The organism is Parabacteroides sp. PF5-6 (assembly GCF_029504695.1).
Taxonomy (GTDB): Bacteria; Bacteroidota; Bacteroidia; order Bacteroidales; family Tannerellaceae; genus QVMG01.
On record NZ_JAQFIN010000003.1, the window covers coordinates 399,988 to 418,007 of the forward strand.

15 protein-coding genes are annotated in these 18,020 nt (G+C 50.4%); 9 read left to right on the forward strand and 6 right to left on the reverse strand.

What is annotated here, in order from left to right; translation table 11 throughout:
• The first annotated feature begins 1 nt into the window (after window position 1).
• Complete coding sequence (gene kdsB / locus M2133_RS05830) at window positions 2-760, forward strand: 3-deoxy-manno-octulosonate cytidylyltransferase (protein ID WP_277465061.1); 759 nt, start codon at window positions 2-4, stop codon at window positions 758-760.
• On the opposite strand, the gene M2133_RS05835 is transcribed toward kdsB, so the two are convergent.
• The 3 genes from M2133_RS05835 to M2133_RS05845 form a co-directional block, all read right to left on the reverse strand.
• Window positions 757-1,668 (reverse strand): PmoA family protein, encoded by a 912-nt coding sequence (locus tag M2133_RS05835; protein ID WP_277465062.1) that lies wholly within the window; start codon window positions 1,666-1,668, stop codon window positions 757-759. The genes kdsB and M2133_RS05835 overlap by 4 nt on opposite strands.
• A gap of 240 nt (window positions 1,669-1,908) precedes the next feature.
• Window positions 1,909-3,306, reverse strand: a complete 1,398-nt coding sequence (locus M2133_RS05840) for a Gfo/Idh/MocA family oxidoreductase (RefSeq protein ID WP_277465063.1) — start codon at window positions 3,304-3,306, stop codon at window positions 1,909-1,911.
• Between the two features lie 307 nt (window positions 3,307-3,613).
• A complete protein-coding gene (locus M2133_RS05845) occupies window positions 3,614-5,818 on the reverse strand; it encodes a sodium-translocating pyrophosphatase (protein ID WP_277465064.1) in 2,205 nt (734 codons plus the stop codon).
• Window positions 5,819-5,973: 155 nt separating this feature from the next.
• Between M2133_RS05845 and M2133_RS05850 the strand changes: the two genes are divergently transcribed.
• From M2133_RS05850 to M2133_RS05860, 3 genes are all read left to right on the forward strand, one after another.
• Complete coding sequence (locus tag M2133_RS05850) at window positions 5,974-6,795, forward strand: patatin-like phospholipase family protein (protein ID WP_277465065.1); 822 nt, start codon at window positions 5,974-5,976, stop codon at window positions 6,793-6,795.
• Window positions 6,796-6,850: 55 nt separating this feature from the next.
• Window positions 6,851-8,551: an alpha-amylase family glycosyl hydrolase gene (locus M2133_RS05855; protein WP_277465067.1), complete on the forward strand. Its 1,701-nt coding sequence runs from the start codon at window positions 6,851-6,853 to the stop codon at window positions 8,549-8,551.
• Between the two features lie 137 nt (window positions 8,552-8,688).
• On the forward strand, window positions 8,689-9,630 hold the full coding sequence (locus M2133_RS05860; RefSeq protein WP_277465068.1) for a ribose-phosphate pyrophosphokinase: 942 nt from the start codon (window positions 8,689-8,691) through the stop codon (window positions 9,628-9,630).
• A gap of 85 nt (window positions 9,631-9,715) precedes the next feature.
• Here the strand turns inward: M2133_RS05860 and M2133_RS05865 are convergent, their stop codons facing one another.
• Window positions 9,716-9,910, reverse strand: coding sequence for a hypothetical protein (locus M2133_RS05865; protein WP_277465069.1), 195 nt, complete (start codon window positions 9,908-9,910; stop codon window positions 9,716-9,718).
• Window positions 9,911-10,015: 105 nt separating this feature from the next.
• Entirely contained in the window at window positions 10,016-11,092 is a 1,077-nt protein-coding gene (gene mnmA, locus M2133_RS05870; protein WP_277465070.1) for a tRNA 2-thiouridine(34) synthase MnmA, read from the reverse strand.
• A gap of 111 nt (window positions 11,093-11,203) precedes the next feature.
• Between mnmA and M2133_RS05875 the strand changes: the two genes are divergently transcribed.
• The 5 genes from M2133_RS05875 to M2133_RS05895 all read left to right on the forward strand — a co-directional run bounded on the left by M2133_RS05875 (window position 11,204) and on the right by M2133_RS05895 (window position 16,670).
• The gene (locus M2133_RS05875) at window positions 11,204-13,264 is read left to right on the forward strand and encodes a dihydrofolate reductase (protein ID WP_277465071.1); all 2,061 of its coding nucleotides are present in this window, start codon (window positions 11,204-11,206) and stop codon (window positions 13,262-13,264) included.
• The gene (locus tag M2133_RS05880; RefSeq protein WP_277465072.1) at window positions 13,257-13,931 is read left to right on the forward strand and encodes a DNA alkylation repair protein; all 675 of its coding nucleotides are present in this window, start codon (window positions 13,257-13,259) and stop codon (window positions 13,929-13,931) included. Before M2133_RS05875 ends, M2133_RS05880 begins: the two co-directional genes overlap by 8 nt.
• Before the next feature lie 61 nt (window positions 13,932-13,992).
• On the forward strand, window positions 13,993-14,493 hold the full coding sequence (locus M2133_RS05885) for a transcriptional repressor (RefSeq protein WP_277465073.1): 501 nt from the start codon (window positions 13,993-13,995) through the stop codon (window positions 14,491-14,493).
• Between the two features lie 19 nt (window positions 14,494-14,512).
• Complete coding sequence (locus M2133_RS05890; RefSeq protein ID WP_277465074.1) at window positions 14,513-15,784, forward strand: adenylosuccinate synthase; 1,272 nt, start codon at window positions 14,513-14,515, stop codon at window positions 15,782-15,784.
• Between the two features lie 202 nt (window positions 15,785-15,986).
• Window positions 15,987-16,670, forward strand: a complete 684-nt coding sequence (locus M2133_RS05895; protein WP_277465075.1) for a zinc metallopeptidase — start codon at window positions 15,987-15,989, stop codon at window positions 16,668-16,670.
• A 102-nt stretch (window positions 16,671-16,772) separates the two neighbouring features.
• On the opposite strand, the gene M2133_RS05900 is transcribed toward M2133_RS05895, so the two are convergent.
• Entirely contained in the window at window positions 16,773-17,363 is a 591-nt protein-coding gene (locus tag M2133_RS05900) for an ACP phosphodiesterase (protein WP_277465076.1), read from the reverse strand.
• Between the last annotated feature and the right edge of the window lie 657 nt (window positions 17,364-18,020).

Below are 18,020 nucleotides of genomic sequence, written 5' to 3' on the forward strand. Positions count from 1 at the left end.
CATGGAACATAAGTTTATAGGCATTATCCCGGCGCGTTACGCCTCGACCCGGTTTCCGGGCAAACCCCTGGCGGATATGAAAGGTAAACCGATGATACAACGGGTGTACGAACAGGTTTGCGGCATATTGGATAAGGTTTGTGTGGCGACCGACGACCAGCGGATCGTCGAAGCCGTCGAAGCGTTCGGCGGAGAGGTGGTACTGACTTCCGACCAGCACCGTAGCGGCACCGATCGTTGCTACGAGGCCTACACCCTCGTGGGCGAAGGTTATGATATCCTGATCAATATACAGGGAGATGAACCTTTTATCCGGCCGGAGCAGATCGAGACCCTGAAGTCGTGCTTCACCGACCCAACGGTCGATATCGCCACCTTAGTCAAGCCCTTTCGGGCGGACGACGACTTCGAATCGGCCCTGTTCAATGCCAATACGCCGAAGGTAGTGTTCAACAGGAACCAGGAAGCTCTGTATTTCAGCCGCTCCATCATCCCTTACATCCGGGGGGAGAAACATACCGAATGGCTTCGGACGCATACCTTCTACAAACATATCGGGCTTTACGCCTACCGCGCCCATGTCCTGCGCGAAATCACCCGCCTGCCCCAATCGGCATTGGAACTGGCCGAGAGCTTGGAGCAACTGCGGTGGCTCGAGAACGGCTATAAGATAAAAGTCGGCATCACCCACCAGGAGACCATCGGCATCGATACGCCGGAAGATATGGAGAAGGCATTGGCGTATGTAGAAGAGAATTAAGGCAGGCCCGACTCGGAAATGGTCAGGATATGTGAGAAGGAGATCGATTCTCCTTTCTCCAGATGGATACGGATCTTTTCATCCGCCGGATTAAACTCATGGCCGCCCAGGTTATTCAAGGCAAACAGGCCGTATCCGCGGGCATGCGCCCAGGCCGGATAGTGGGGATTGCCCGGCACATCATAGAGCGTGATCTTGATCTCACGCTCTTCTTTCTTTCCCGTCAGCGACACCCAGGGCGCGCGTTTGCCCCAGACGGCATCCCCCCGGTCGCCATTGGCATTCTGATAGATCCCGGTCGCCGACGACTCGAACTGACGGTCCACCCGCAAGCCGATCAATCCTTCTTTGTTGCCCGTCAGGTCGACGGCCTTTTCCGAAGCAGTCAGCGTTGTCTGCCGACGGAGGGTGCGACAGTCGGCCGAGCCATCGAAATGGAAGGTCGTTTCTTCTTTCAACAGGATCTCTTCGTGGGCGTTCACCCAGTCGGCACGGACGGTGAGGCTCGACTGTGAGACATTGGTCGTTGGGGGCTCACTCACCCGGATCGAGCCGTATTTATGGCGTTCTTCCGGTTTGCGTGCCGATGAATTGTTCCAGAAATCCACACCGTCGACATCACCAAAGGTAAACCACAAGCCAACCTGATGCGGATGATCGGTCTGCTCTCCTTCGCGCGGAGCGATAGGATAACCCCGGGTGACTTCAACGCCCGAAGCGGTGTATAGAGGATACAATACATATTTCGTCAATGAATCAGGATAGATCAGCCGGGTAAAGAGTTGTCCGTCCAGATAGACACCGACCGCTTTGGCCTCCCGGTCCGACTGAAAATCAACAGAAAGGAATTGCGCGCCTAAACAAAACGGCAGCAATACGAGAACGAATGGCAGTAGTATGCGTTTCATTAATCTTCATTTTGGGGATGAACGAGGGGTAAATATAGGGAGATAATGGGAAAAAGAGGGTAAGAACTCATAGGAATTCATAAGAGCTCATAGGAATTCATAGGAACTCATAGGAATTCATAAGAATTCATAGGAGCTCGTAGGAATTCATAAGAGCTCATAGGAATCCATTGATTGGGCTTTCCTATGAGTTCCTATGAGTTCTTATGAGTTCCTATGAGTTCTTAATCCCCCCTACTCCTAAAGAATCCTCCTATACTCCTTTTTCTCCTGCGGCTTAATCGATGTTAAGTCAGCGATATTCACCGGCTGGCCGCTTTGGATGCTCTTGCGGGCGGCAATGCCCACCAGACAGGCCAGGGCTCCGTCGCGTACGCCGGCGCATTGCTGGAACGGGTCGGCGATATTCGGCAGGAAGATCTGGTCTTTCAACAGCTTGTCGCCTCCCCCATGGCCGGAAGTGCCGAAAGGCACCTGGATATATTCCCGTCGGCTGAAGTTCTTGAACAGTACGATCTCGTCGTAATTTACATCCGATACCGGGCGCGATTCCTGGATCCACGCTTCCATGCGTCCCTTGGTCCCGTTGAAAGCAATGCGATAGCCTTCGTAAGGCGAATAGGTGGTCAGCGAATAAGACACCTGTACGCCATTCTTATACTTGATGGAGGCCGCCATCTTGTCGAATATATTGACATCGTTCTTGAACACACAGCCGTCGCGCAGGTATCCGTCGTATTTCTCGTTCTCGACATAGAGCTTTACGTAGGTCGGGTTTTTCATCACGTCCCAGTAGAACTTACAACTGCCGGTATGCGGACAGGTGCGGCAGTTCTCGGCCCGTTGTGCCCCGTTACGCCCGTAATGGTTCAGATCACCCAAGCCGAATACCGTCTCCGGGTCACTACCGATCCACCAGTTCAACAGATCGAAGTGGTGGCTGGCCTTATGCACCCAAAGCGATCCGCCATTCTCCACCTTCCGGTGCCAGCGACGGAAATAATCCGCCCCGTGCGAGGTATCCAGGTACCAATGGAAATCGACCGAGGTCAACTCACCGATCTCTCCGGCACGCAAGAGCTCCCACATCTTCGAGCGATGGGGCGAATAGCGGTAGTTGAACGTCACCCGGCAATTCTTTCCCGTGCGTTTCTCGGCATCGAGGATCGCCTGTACCTTCACCTCATCGGTGGTCATCGGTTTCTCGGTGATCACATCGGCGCCCATCTCCATGCCTTTGATAATAAATTCATGATGGGTGCTGTCCATGGTCGTGACGATCAATAGATCGGGTTTGGTCTCACGCATCATCTTTTCAAAATCCGTAAAGGTCGGGCAATCCGCGCCGATCATCTCTTTCCCGGTCTTCACCCGTCCTTCATTTTTATCGCAAAGGCCGACAAAGGTCAGATAGTCGGGATACGACTGCACCAGATCGCGTCCCCACATGCCGTTTCCGCGAGAGCCGGTACCAACCAGTGCCACTTTGAGTTTCTTAGCGGGAGGCTGCGGCATTATATTTGCCGTTTCGTTTGTTATCCCGTTTACCGGTGTGGAAGATAAAAGTGCGGCTCCGGTCAGAGCCCCTGTAGAAGCCAGAAATTTCCTTCTGGACATCGCATTCGCGTCTTTCTTCATTCGTATTGTGAATTTAATGGATTAATATTAGATTTACTCAAACTATTAGTTGCCCAAAGGTAGGCCAATTCTGTGGGAAAAGATGTGGAAGTATTGTTTTTTCAGGGGTAAAAATTAGTCATATTGGGCAAGAGCCGGCATGAAAAGGATGCGGCAAGCGACTCTTTTATAGAAAGCGGGGCGTTTTTTTTGGTATGAGGTACCTCAAAACAAATTATGAGGTACGTCAAAAACGACTAAGAGGTACCTCATAATCGATTATGAGGTACCTCTTACCAATTTTTCTTCCCTATGTTTCGGAAAAAACTCAGAAGATACTCCAGGCAACCGTCAGGCCGGCCATCACAATAGCCACCATACTCATCAGTTTGATCAGGATATTCAGGCTGGGACCGGAAGTGTCTTTAAACGGATCACCCACCGTATCGCCTACCACCGTGGCTTTATGACATTCGCTGCCTTTGCCGCCATGATTGCCTTCTTCGACGTGTTTCTTGGCATTATCCCAGGCGCCGCCGGAGTTAGCCATAAAAATAGCCAAGACAAAACCGGTGCTCAAGCCGCCGATCAAAAGGCCAACAACCCCGGTCACCCCGAAGATAATCCCCGTCAGGATCGGCGCAACGATAGCCAGGACCGAAGGAACGATCATCTCTTGCTGCGCGCCTTTGGTCGAAATCGCCACGCAACGGGCATAGTCGGGTTCGGCCTCACCGGTCAGGATGCCTTTGATCTCACGAAACTGGCGACGCACTTCTTCGACCATCTTTCCCGCCGCACGTCCCACGGCATTCATGGTCAGTCCGCAGAAAAGGAAAGCCATCATCGAACCGATGAATACCCCCGACAATACTTTCGGGTTCATCAATGTCACGTCGTAATAATACATAAAGTCGGTAAACGTAGCTTTCGCCGTTTCCAGTATGCGTCCGTCGGCCATCGAGATCGTCGTCTCACCCAGGCGCAACAGTCCGATTTTTATCTCTTCGATATAAGAAGCCAACAAAGCCAGTCCGGTCAGCGCCGCCGAACCGATCGCAAAGCCTTTGCCTGTAGCCGCCGTCGTATTGCCCAGCGAGTCCAGCGCGTCCGTTCGTTTGCGCACTTCCGGTCCCAGGCCCGCCATCTCGGCATTTCCTCCCGCATTATCGGCTATCGGGCCATACGCATCGGTCGCCAACGTGATTCCCAAGGTAGAAAGCATACCGACGGCAGCAATGCCAATCCCATAGAGCCCCATCCCGACATTCGCAAAGTCGAAGCCTGAAGCAAACAGGAAAGAGCAGATGATACCCACGACCACCGCCAATACAGGAATAGCCGTCGAGAGCATACCTACGCCCAAGCCGGAGATAATCACCGTAGCCGGTCCGGTATGCCCCGCAGCAGAGATGCGTTGGGTCGGTTTATACGATTGAGAAGTGTAATACTCTGTCGATTGTCCGATCACAATCCCTACCAACAACCCGACGATGACCGATCCGCCGATCCACGCCCAGTTGTCAATGCCCAGTAGATAAAGAATACCGAAAGTAGCCAGCGCGATCAGGACAGAGCTCAGGTTGGTGCCGAAAGAGAGGGCTTTCAATAATTGCTTGATATTGGCATCTTCTTTCGTACGTACCGTGAATATACCCAGGATAGACAAAAAGATACCCACGGCGGCGATCAACATCGGAGCAACCACCGCTTTATACTGCAACTCTACATTCCCGGTAGAGACAAAAGCCGCCGCACCCAGGGCTGCGGTTGCCAGGATCGAGCCGCAATACGACTCGTACAGGTCGGCGCCCATACCGGCCACATCCCCTACATTATCACCCACGTTATCGGCTATCGTAGCCGGGTTGCGCGGATCATCTTCCGGGATACCGGCTTCTACTTTCCCCACCAGGTCGGCCCCCACATCGGCCGCTTTGGTGTAAATGCCACCGCCGACACGGGCAAAAAGCGCCTGCGTCGAGGCACCCATACCAAAGGTAAGCATCGTTGTGGTGATGATCGTCAGCTTATGTGTCGGATCCAAAACCTCCTGAGGGATCACCGCGTTCAAGATCAGGTACCATAAAGAGATATCCAACAAACCCAGTCCCACAACAACCAGCCCCATGACCGCTCCGCTGCGGAAGGCCACCTGCAACCCGCTGTTCAACGAATGACGGGCGGCATTCGCTGTCCGGGCAGAAGCATAAGTCGCCGTTTTCATACCCAGGAATCCGGCCAATCCGGAAAAGAATCCCCCGGTCAGAAAAGCAAACGGAACCCATTCGTTCTGTACTTTCAACACAAAAGCCATAAATGCAAATAAAATAGCCAGGATAATGAACACCAGAGTAACAACTTTGTACTGTTGTTTCAGATAGGACATCGCACCCTCTCGCACATGAGAGGCAATCTTTGCCATTGTCACCGTACCTTCGCTCTCTTTCATCATCTGCTTGAAGAAATACCAGGCAAATAAAAGCGCTACTACAGATGCAATGGGAATAATCCAGAAAATTGCAGTAATCATAATGAATAGATTTTATTGTTAGGTTGCAAAAAGTTCGAAAGATGCCCTTAAATGTAAGAATAAAATGAATAGACGGAGAAACTTTTCCCGAATTATTCATGTTCATAGTAAAAAAAGAGGCATATTTGTCATATAATTCTTTATCATTTACGAGCATGACCCAAAGAGAAAAGCCTTACAAATTGGGATTGGCGCTTAGCGGAGGCGGAGCCAAAGGATTTGCCCATGTCGGTGTATTCCGGCTCTTTGAAGAGTGCGGGATGAAACCGGATATCATCTCGGGCACGAGTGCCGGAGCAATGGCGGGCTGCCTCTATGCCGACGGGTATACGGCCGAAGAGATCAAACACCTCTTTACGGGTAAAGAATTCTCCGAGTTTGCCAAGATACAGATCCCCAAAGCCGGACTCTTCGACAACTCCCGCCTGATGAGCTTCCTGCGAAAGCACCTGCACGCCAAGCGGATAGAAGATCTGGAGATCCCGTTAGTGGTTATCGCCACCGATCTCGACAACGGGATAAGCCATGAGTTTCGCAGCGGCTCGATCGTCGAGGCGGTAACCGCCTCCTGTAGTGTGCCGATCATCTTCAGTCCCGTAGAGATCGGCGGTATCCATTATGTCGACGGCGGACTCTTCCGTAACTTCCCGGTGACCAATATCCGGGCAGAATGTGAGAAGGTGATCGGCGTGAATGTCAGCCCGCTCGTTGCACAAAAATACAAACAGACGGTCTTTCATATTGCCGAACGTTCGTATCACTATATGTTCCGGGCCAATACCACCGAAGACCGCCTGCTCTGCGACCTGTTGATCGAAGCAGAACAGTTCGACTCGTACAAGATGTTCGATTTGGACAATACGGATGAGATCATCCGGATCGGGTATGACGCGGCGGTGAAAGCTTTCAACGACCTGGTGGACGACAGTAAGTTCAACCAACTGGTACGGACCGTAAAAGATAAATCAAAAAAATAATACGCTGAAGAGTAAAACCTTACAAAGCAAAGCTATTAACTAAAAAGGCAAAGAGATGGAACAACAGAATCAAAAAGAGAAAATGATCGTGTATCAGGTTTTTCCCCGCTTGTTTGGGAATCAACAAGAAGCAACCATTAAGTATGGAAGTATCCGGGAGAACGGAGTCGGCAAGTTATCCGCCTTCACCGAAGAGGCCCTGGCGCGAATCAAAGAGTTAGGAACCACCCATATCTGGTACACCGGTCTGATTGAACATGCCACCAAATCGGACTTCAGTGCCTATGGCATCCCCAAGGATCATAGCGCGGTGGTGAAAGGAACCGCCGGTTCACCCTATGCGATCAAAGATTATTACGACATCGCCCCTGCCCTGGCCGATCATGTGCCCGACCGGATGAAGGAGTTCGAAGCCTTAGTCGAACGTACACACCGCGCAGGCATGAAAGTGGTGATCGACTTCGTGCCCAACCATGTGGCCCGGCAATACCACTCGGATGCGAAAGAAACCTTTATCGAAGATCTGGGACAACACGACGACACGTCGAAAGCCTTCGATTGCAACAACAACTTCTATTACATCCCGGGGCAAACACTGCAACTGCATTTCGGAGCCAAACAGGAAGATTTCGAATACAGTGAGTTTCCCGCCAAAGCGACAGGCAACAACTGCTTCTCGCCCAATCCCGACCGAAACGACTGGTACGAGACCGTGAAGCTAAACTACGGGATAGACTATCTCAACGGCGGACGGTGTTACTATAGCGGCATCCCTGACACCTGGAAGAAGATGCGCGACATCCTGCTCTTCTGGGCCGGCAAAGGCGTCGATGCCTTTCGCTGTGATATGGCGGAGATGGTGCCCGTCGAGTTCTGGAGCTGGGTCATTCCCCAGGTGAAGAGACACCACAAAGTCCTGTTTATCGCCGAGATCTACAAACCGGAGGAATACCATAACTATATCTATATCGGTTGCTTTGACTATCTATACGACAAGGTCGGACTCTACGATACGTTGCGGGCAGTGATGACCGGACAGGCACCGGCCAACCGGATCACCTCCTGCTGGCAAGCATTAGGCGGACTGCAACCGTATATGCTGAACTTCCTGGAGAACCACGACGAGCAACGGATCGCCTCCGATTTCTTCGCCTCCGATTTCCGTCCGGGCATACCCGGTATGATCGTGGCCGCCACGATGAATACCAATCCGGTCATGATCTATAGCGGGCAGGAAGTGGGCGAAAGAGGCATGGACGAAGAAGGCTTTAGCGGACGAGACGGACGAACGACGATCTTCGACTACTGGAGCGTGAAGACCATCCGCCAGTGGATCAATAACGGGAAGTTCGACGGAGCGGAATTATCGCCCGAACAGAGAGAACTGCGGCAGATGTACGCCAAGATCCTGACACTTGCCGCTTCCGAACCCGCCCTAACCCGGGGTATGTTTCACGATCTGATGTATGCCAACCGCAACAATCCCTATTTCAATCCGGCCCATCAGTATGCTTTCTTACGCAAGCACGACAATGATGTGATCTTGGTGGTGGTCAATTTCGACAAGGCGGAACAGACCGTACGGGTCAATCTTTCGGAGATGGCACTCGACGCCTGCCAGATCGAAGACAACCGGGCGGCAACGGTAACCGACCTGTTGACCGGACAAACCACAGTCGGTACCCTGACCGATGCCTGGCCTTATCAACTCACCCTCCCCGCCTTCTCCGGGAAGATCCTGAAGTTCGCATACTGAAAGTAATTACGAATTAAAAATTACGAATTAAGACAGGGGATGTGCTTAATTCGTAATTCGTAATTCGTAATTCGTAATTGTTTTGTACTTTTGCCGGACAATTCAAATCTATTCACTTTAAGATTAAGTCTAAATCAATGAGTGCAACTACTCCCTATCTGGTGTTTTCGGGTACCAACTCCCGATATCTTGCAGAGAAAATATGCAACAGTCTGAACTGCCCGCTGGGAAAAATGAACATCCAGCATTTCGCCGACGGTGAATTCTCAGTCTCGTATGAAGAATCGATCCGTGGCCGGGATGTTTTCCTGGTTCAGTCGACCTTCCCTAACGCCGACAACCTGATGGAATTACTGATGATGATCGACGCCGCCAAACGCGCTTCGGCCAATTCCATTATCGCGGTTATCCCCTACTTCGGTTGGGCCCGCCAGGACAGAAAAGACAAACCCCGTGTATCTATCGGGGCGAAACTGATCGCCAATATGCTGAGCACCGCCGGCATCAACCGGCTGATCACCATGGACCTGCACGCCGACCAGATCCAGGGCTTCTTCGACGTACCGGTCGACCACCTCTACGCCTCTTCCGTTTTCCTTGAGTATATCAAAGAAACGTATAATCCGGAAACATTATGTATCGCTACGCCCGACGTAGGCGGAACCAAACGCGCCAGTACCTATTCCAAATACCTGGGTACGCCGATGGTGATCTGTCATAAATCGCGCTTGCGTGCCAATGAAGTGGCGGAGATGCGGATTATCGGGGATGTAACGGATATGGATGTGATCCTGGTCGATGATATGGTCGATACGGCAGGTACCATTACCATTGCCGCCAACCTGATGATGGAGAACGGTGCCCGCTCGGTACGCGCCATTGCCAGCCACGCGGTTATGTCCGATCCCGCTTCCATGCGTGTCGATCAGTCGGCCTTGTCGGAAATGATCTTTACCGACTCGATCCCGTACGCCAAGAAATGTGAAAAGGTGAAGGTACTCTCCGTTGCGGATATGTTTGCCGAATCCATCCGCCGGGTGTGCAATAATGAATCGATTAGTTCATTGTACATAATATAAAGAGAGTAGTTGGTAGTTAGTAGTTGGTAGTTGGTAGTCGCAATGCGGTATTTCTACCAACTACTAACTACCAACTACCAGTTCTCTACTTCTTCTTATTCCGATTGGCGCGTTTCTTGCGGATCTCCGCTTTCTTCTTTGCCGAAGCCGAGCCGTGCAGACCTTTGATATAGGTTGCTTTCTTTGCTTTCGTCTTTACCTTCTCTTCTTTGGGAGGACCATCATACAGTTTCTGCTTAAAAACGATCCCGCCCATCATGGCGTCTTCTATTTCACTCATTTCATTTTATTTTAGTAGTTAGTAGTTGGTAGTTAGTAGTTAGTAGTCGCATGCGGTATTTTCTACTAACTACCAACTACTAACTTCTAACTTCTGCAGAGAATATTATGTATTCTCTGCAATAATCATCCCGCTACCTAAGCAGAGATGGTGTTCTTTATCGTAGACCACTCCGTATTGTCCGGGGGCGATGCCTTGGATTTTATGTTCGGATTCGATGCGGTAGAGGTCGCCGATGCGGCGGATTACGCCATTGGCGAACTCCGGCGTATGGCGGATCTTAAAGGTGATCTCTTTCGCGTCGGTAAATTCACCCCAGGGATCTTCGGTGATAAAGTCGAAGCCCTGCAGGTTAATGGTTTTGCCGTATTGCGTTTCGGGATCGTACCCGTTGGAGACATAGATAATGTTCCGCTTGATATCCTTCTGGATCACAAACCAGGGGCCGCCGCTCAGTCCCAAGCCTTTGCGCTGCCCGATCGTATGAAACCAATAGCCATTGTGTTTGCCAAGTACCTTGCCGGTTTCCAGTTCGATGATCTTCCCGGTCCGTTTGCCTAAGTAACGTTCGATAAAATCATTGTAATTGATCTTACCCAGGAAGCAGATGCCCTGGCTATCCTTCCGTTTGGCGCTGGGCAGCTTTTCGCGTTCCGCAATCTCGCGCACTTCACTCTTCATCAAATGCCCGATCGGAAACATCAACTTCTGTATTTGCAGATTGGTGATCTGTCCCAGGAAATCGGTCTGGTCTTTGACCGGGTCCTTTGCCGTGGAGAGCCATACTTTGCCGTCGATCTCTGTGGTCGTGGCATAATGGCCGGTCGCAAGCTTATCGAAATCCTTGCCCCAGCGTTCTTCGAAGCAGCCGAACTTGATATATTTATTACACATCATATCCGGGTTGGGCGTCAGGCCACGCTTCACCGAGTCGATCGTATAGCTGACCACCTTATCCCAATATTCCTCATGCAGGGACACCACCTCCATCCGGCACCCATACTTACGGGCGATATACGAAGTGATTTCGATATCTTCTTCCGCCGGGCAATCGATATATCCGTCTTTATCTTCCATACCGATCCGGATATAAAAGATCGTCGGGTCGTAGCCCGCCTCTTTCAACTGATGTACCACCACCGAACTGTCTACTCCACCGGATACTAATGCTGCTATTTCCATTATTTCTTACCTTTCCAGACTTTATCTGCAAAGGTAAGAAATAGTTGAAAGGGGAAAGTTGAAAGTTGAAAGTTATTTCAACTTTCGTATCTTTGCATAAAACATAAGGTTATGAAAAGAATAATCCTATCCGCTATGACAGCATTAACAATGGCAGGCTGTGTTTCTTCCCCGGCAGAACAGGGGAAAGAGAATACGCAGCAAGAGTTTAATTACATCGTTGATCAATTTGCCGATCTGCAGATCCTGCGCTATCAGGTTCCGGGCTTCGAGGCGCTTTCGTTGCCACAGAAACAGTTGCTCTATCACCTCTCGGAAGCCGCACAGATGGGAAGGGATATCCTGGCCGATCAGAACAACCGCTATAACCTGGCGATTCGCCGCACGCTGGAAGCGATCTATCAGCATTACGAAGGTGACCGGAAAGACGAACAATTCAAAGCGTTCGAGACCTACCTCAAACGCGTCTGGTTCTCCAACGGCATCCACCACCATTACGCGGAAGACAAGATCCTTCCCGCCTTTTCTTCCGAATATTTTGTTTCCTGCATAAAGACAATCGAGCCATCCGGCTTGCCCCTGCGTCAGGGACAGACGATCGATCAATTCCTGACGGAGATCGTTCCGGTGATCTTTGATCCGGCGGTCATGCCTAAACGCACCATCCAGGGCGGCGATCAGGATATCATCCTGGCTTCGGCCAACAACTATTACGGCGAAGGGGTAACGCAGAAAGAAGTGGAATCGTTCTACGCCGCCATGAAAAAGCCCAACGATCAGATGCCCATCTCCTACGGCCTGAACAGCCGCCTGGTGAAAGAGAACGGACAATTGAAAGAGAAGGTATGGAAAGTCGGCGGCCTTTATACCGAGGCGATCGAACAGATCGTCGGCGAATTGAAGAAAGCCGTTCCTTTTGCCGAAAACTCCCGTCAGAAAGAGATTATCGAAAGCCTGATTGCCTATTACGAAACGGGTGATCTGAAGACTTTCGACGCCTACTCGATCCTTTGGGTCGGAGATACCACTTCGGAAGTCGACTTTATCAATGGCTTTATTGAAACCTACGGCGACCCGCTGGGACTGAAAGCCAGTTGGGAGTCGTCCGTCAACTTCATCAATCAGGAAGCGACCAAACGTACGAAGATCATTAGCGACAATGCGCAATGGTTTGAAAATCATTCACCGGTAGACGACCGCTTCAAGAAGAAAGAGGTCAAAGGGGTCTCTGCCAAAGTGATTACCGTGGCGATGATCGGCGGCGATTGCTACCCGGCCACACCGATCGGCATCAACCTGCCCAACGCCGACTGGATCCGTCGCGATCATGGTTCCAAATCGGTGACGATCGAGAATATCACCGAAGCCTACGACAAAGCCTCTCAACAAGGGGGAAGCCTGGGACAGGAATTTATCTGGAGCGAAGCGGAGCGCGAACTGATCAAGAAATACGGTTTCCTGACCGGTAACCTGCATACCGACCTGCACGAATGCCTCGGCCATGGCTCGGGCCAACTGCTTCCCGGCGTCGAACCGGATGCCTTGAAAGCCTATAGCTCCACCCTGGAAGAGACACGCGCCGACCTGTTCGGACTTTATTATATCGCCGATAAGAAACTGGTCGAGCTCGGACTGGTGCCCGATGCCGAAGCGTATAAATCGGAATACTACAACTTTATGATGAACGGCCTGATGACGCAGCTCGTGCGCATCGAACTGGGTAAAGATGTCGAAGAAGCCCATATGCGCAACCGCCAGTTGATTGCCAAATGGGTATACGAAAAAGGAAAAGCAGAGCAGGTGGTCGAGTTCCGCCAAAAAGACGGAAAGACCTATATCGTCATCAATGATTATAAGAAGTTGCGCAACCTGTTCGGCGAACTCTTATCCGAAGTGCAACGCATCAAAAGTGAAGGCGACCTGGAAGCGGGCAAGCAGTTGGTCGAGAACTATGCCGTCAAAGTCGATCCCGTCCTGCATGCCGAAGTACTGGAACGTTACGCCAAGCTCAACCTGGCACCGTATCGCGGTTTTGTCAATCCGATCATGAAACAGGTAAAAAACAATGCCGGAGAGGTTACCGACATCGTATTGGACTATACCGAAGGTTATGCCGATCAGATGCTGCGCTACAGCCGCGACTATTCTTATTTGCCCACGTACAATGACTGATCCGATCCCATCGACCATAAGAGAGATACGCAAACAACTCCGTTTAGCCATGAACGGAGTTGTTTCGACCAGTATGCGCGAGAAAGGCGCTACGTATAAACTGAACTTCGGCGTATCCCTGCCCAAGATCAAAGAGATCGCCGCCACCTTTGCGCCGGATCCCGAGCTGGCCGAAGCGTTATGGCAGGAGGATGTGCGGGAATTGAAAATCCTGGCCACCCTCTTGCAGCCCATCGACCGGTTCGACCGCGAACAAGCCGTACGCTGGGCTTCGATGGTCGGCCAATCCGAGATCGCCGAATGCTATACGACCTTTCTCCTGCAGAAACTACCTTACGCCCGCGAACTGGCCATGCAATGGATCGGCTCTTCCGAAGAACTGATGCAACTCCAGGGTTTCCTTCTCGCCGCCCGGGTTTGCCAGCAAGGGCAAATATTGACTCCGCAAGAGGCAGAACACCTGATCGGGGAAGCCAAAACGGTGATGGACGCCGGCGTTTCGCGTACCCAACGAGCCGCCCTTCTCGCCCTCAAACACTACGGAAGGCAATCTCAGTCGATGGCTTCCGCCGTCTTGTCGGCCCTTGCCGACTATCCCGCATCCGGCTCGCCCGAGAAGCAGGAGTTTTATGAAGATTTAAAATTTGAATTCGATTATTACCAATAAGAAAGCTTTTGCGTATGAAATAAAAACGTACCTTTGTCCTTCTGTGTGAAAGAACTGACAAATGGATACAAAAACACATAGTGATCTGCAAAAACAACTTACCGCTTATCTTGTCAAAAAGAAACTTCGGAAGACGGAAGAACGGTACACTATATTGCAACAAATATGTGAGTTCTCCGGTCACTTCGACATTGTTTCCCTTCACGAGAATCTCGAAAGTTTAAACTTCCATGTGAGCAAGGCTACCTTATATAATAACCTCGATTTGTTTATCGAGGCCGGCTTGATCGTGCGCCATTATTTCACACCGCAGACCGTGCAATACGAATTGCGCGCACTGGCCGAAACCCATCAACATCTGATCTGCACGCATTGCGGCGATGTAAAAGAAATTCGCAACCAGACATTAAAAGCGAATATCGGAAACCTGAAGCTGCGCCGCTTCACCCCCGAGTTCGCCTGTCTTTATATCTACGGCATTTGCAGCCGTTGCACGTACCGGATGCGCCTGGAGAATAAGAAACAAGAGAAACAAGAGCTACAGAAAAAAGGAAAAATATAAATTCACAGTCAATTATAAGATGAAAAAAGTAGACGTATTATTAGGATTACAATGGGGTGACGAAGGCAAAGGAAAGATTGTCGATGTGTTAACTCCGAACTACGATGTGATTGCCCGTTTCCAGGGCGGGCCCAATGCCGGACATACACTGGAATTTAATGGCCAGAAATATATTCTCCGCTCCATCCCTTCGGGTATCTTCCAGGGAGGAAAGATCAATATCATTGGTAATGGAGTGGTTTTGGATCCGTCATTGTTCAAACAGGAAGCGGAAGCACTGGCTGCCAGCGGACATGATCTGAAGAAGAAACTCTATATCTCCAAGAAAGCGCACCTGATTCTGCCGACCCACCGCATCCTCGACGCGGCGTATGAGGCAGCCAAAGGCGACGGTAAGATCGGCACGACCGGCAAAGGCATCGGTCCGACCTATACCGATAAGACCAGTCGCAACGGCGTGCGCGTCGGCGATATCCTACATCATTTCGAAGAAGTATATGCTGCTGCCAAAGCCCGTCACGAGGCAATCCTGAAATCACTGAATTACGCGTACGATCTCAGCGAGCTGGAAGCCCAATGGTTTGAAGGCATCGAATACCTCAAAGAGTTCCAACTGATCGACAGCGAACAGGTGATCAACCAGAATTTGCGGGAAGAGAAATCCGTACTGGCCGAAGGGGCTCAAGGTACGATGCTGGATGTTGATTTCGGCTCCTATCCTTTTGTGACCTCTTCCAATACGATCAGTGCCGGCTGTTGTACCGGTCTGGGTATCGCCCCCCGCTCGGTAGGCGAAGTCTATGGCATCTTCAAAGCCTATTGTACCCGTGTCGGCAGTGGCCCGTTCCCCACCGAACTGTTCGACGAGACAGGCGAGAAGCTCTGTGATATCGGTCATGAGTTTGGTTCCGTGACCGGCCGTCGTCGTCGTTGCGGATGGATCGACCTGGTAGCCCTCAAATACGCCATTATGATCAATGGTGTCACCCAACTGATCATGATGAAGAGTGATGTCTTGGATACTTTCGAAACAATTAAGGCTTGTGTCGGTTATACTATTGACGGAGAAGAAGTCTTTACCTTCCCCTACTCGATCGACGATGAGGTGAAACCAATCTACGTAGAGCTGCCGGGATGGCAAACGGATATGACTTCGATGACCAGCGAAGATGAGTTCCCCGAAGAATTCAACAACTACCTTTCTTTCCTCGAAGAAGAGCTGGAAGTACCTATCCGGATCGTCTCCGTAGGCCCCGACCGGGCACAGACAATCATCCGGGAGGAAGAGTAAAGTCATTTTGTCATCGTCCAAACGAAAACTTTTCTCTTCCAAAGGGAATATAAAATAACAAAATGGCAGAAGACCACTTCCCGCAAGGAGTGTCTTCTGCCATTTTCAGTTTTGGCAAAGTTTTTGCGTATCAGTTAGTAGATAACGTTCGCTTAGCGGAGCGTAAAGTAATTAATCATTAATCATTAATCATTAGATTAGTATGAGTATTTATTGGATCATTTTTATAGGTATTGCGCTGATGAGCTGGCTGGTATCCTCCAACCTGCAGCGGAAGTTTGAAAGGTATTCCCATATTCCCTTGTCTAATGGCATGACCGGACGGGATGTGGCAGAAAAGATGTTGCGCGACAATGGGATTCACGACGTGCAGGTGGTCGCTACCCGTGGGATGCTGACCGACAATTATAATCCGACGAATAAAACGATCAGCCTAAGCGAAGGTGTATTCAATTCGAACAGCGTGGCCGCCGCCGCAGTGGCCGCCCACGAAACCGGTCATGCCATCCAGCACGCTTATGGCTATGCACCGTTGAAGATGCGCTCCGCCCTGGTGCCGGTGATCAGCTTCGCTTCGAATATCATGACCTGGGTATTGCTGGGTGGTATGTTGTTATTGCATACCTTCCCGCAACTGTTGCTATTCGGTATTATCCTTTTTGCGACAACCACCCTGTTTAGCTTTATCACCCTGCCGGTAGAGATCAACGCCAGCCAGCGTGCCCTGACCTGGTTGAGCAGCGCGGGCATCACCAATATCAATACCCACGACAAAGCTGTCGACGCCCTGCGCTCGGCTGCCTACACCTATGTCGTTGCCGCCCTGGGTTCATTGGCCACCCTGTTCTACTATATCATGATTTTTATGGGAAGTCGTAGAAATTAAAAGAATACATACCAGACTAAAAAAAGAGCTCTTCTCCAAAAAAGAAGGGCTCTTTTTGCAAAAAGCCGGCAGCATTCTCTGAAAAGCCGGCAGCTTTTTGGGTTACCTAAAGTGTTGCGTTATATAAGGCCGGAACTCCGCCTGCAGTTCCAGAAAGAAAGGACGGAACACAGCGTATAACTCTTCTTCATGCGCCTGAAGATATTCAATGGCCTGAGATACGGATATCGTAATCCGGTGTACACGCACCATAATCTCCAACGAGCCGCGGATGCCATGCAACGAAGCATACTTATTCAACCGGTCGGTCAGGATAAAATGCCACATAAACCGTTTGAACCGATCGGGCAGGTAGCGGCGGTTACGGATCAACGTGAAGTAGAACCCTCTGGCATAGCGTTTCAACGACACCTCGGAGAACTCCCCAAACCGGGAAGCCAATAGATAATCGAAATAGACGTCGAGCAACACCGCCGAATAGCGCCCGAAGTGAGGACGCAACGTCTGCAACAACTCTTTCACCGCCGGATGATTATCGGTATACGTATCAATCGCCCGATGAAACACGATACCCTGGGCGATCATCGGCGGATAGTCTTTATAAGCACTACCTTTTACCGCGTCGGCAAAGAAGTTTCCAAGCTGCATCTGCCTGTCCGCGCCGGAAAGAAATATATGAGCCAAGTAATTCATACGCGCCGCAAAGGTACTACTTCTTTCGTCAACCCAAGCGCAATGTTTCGTCAACCCAAGCGCAATGTTTTGTCGATTAAAGTGCAATGTTTTTTCGAATAAAATGCGGTGCTTTATAAACCATTGAAAATGTGGCGTTTATATTTTCTTCAGAAACTACCGGTACTTTGTGCGCAAACTACCAGTAGTTTGGCGACAAAATATTAGTAGTTTGCGCGCAAACTACCGGTAGTTTGAAAAAGGGGGGTGTGGCGGGTTTCGGATAGGGTGAGATGGGAAGGTTTTTGAAGCCCCCCGGGTGTTTATTTCGTCCGCATTGTAGATTTCATAACTCTTTTTGTGAAATTCATAAGTCGCATTGCGGATCTGTTATCTCTTTGCCCCCTCAATTGTGATTTCTTATTTTCATGCACCCTAACTTTGCCGCGAATTCTCTCTGTGAGATATATTTCAACCGTTTACCGTTTATTTAAAGCTTACAAACCGGGGGCTCCTCCCCCATAAATTAAATAATATATGAATATAAGAATTTTACTTTTTATGATTTGCTGCCTGATGGGCAGCTTAGTGGTTAATGCGGAAGAAGTCGGCGGAAAAACAGGGCCGAATGACAATCTTACATGGACGTTTGATAGCGGAGTGCTTACTATTTCGGGT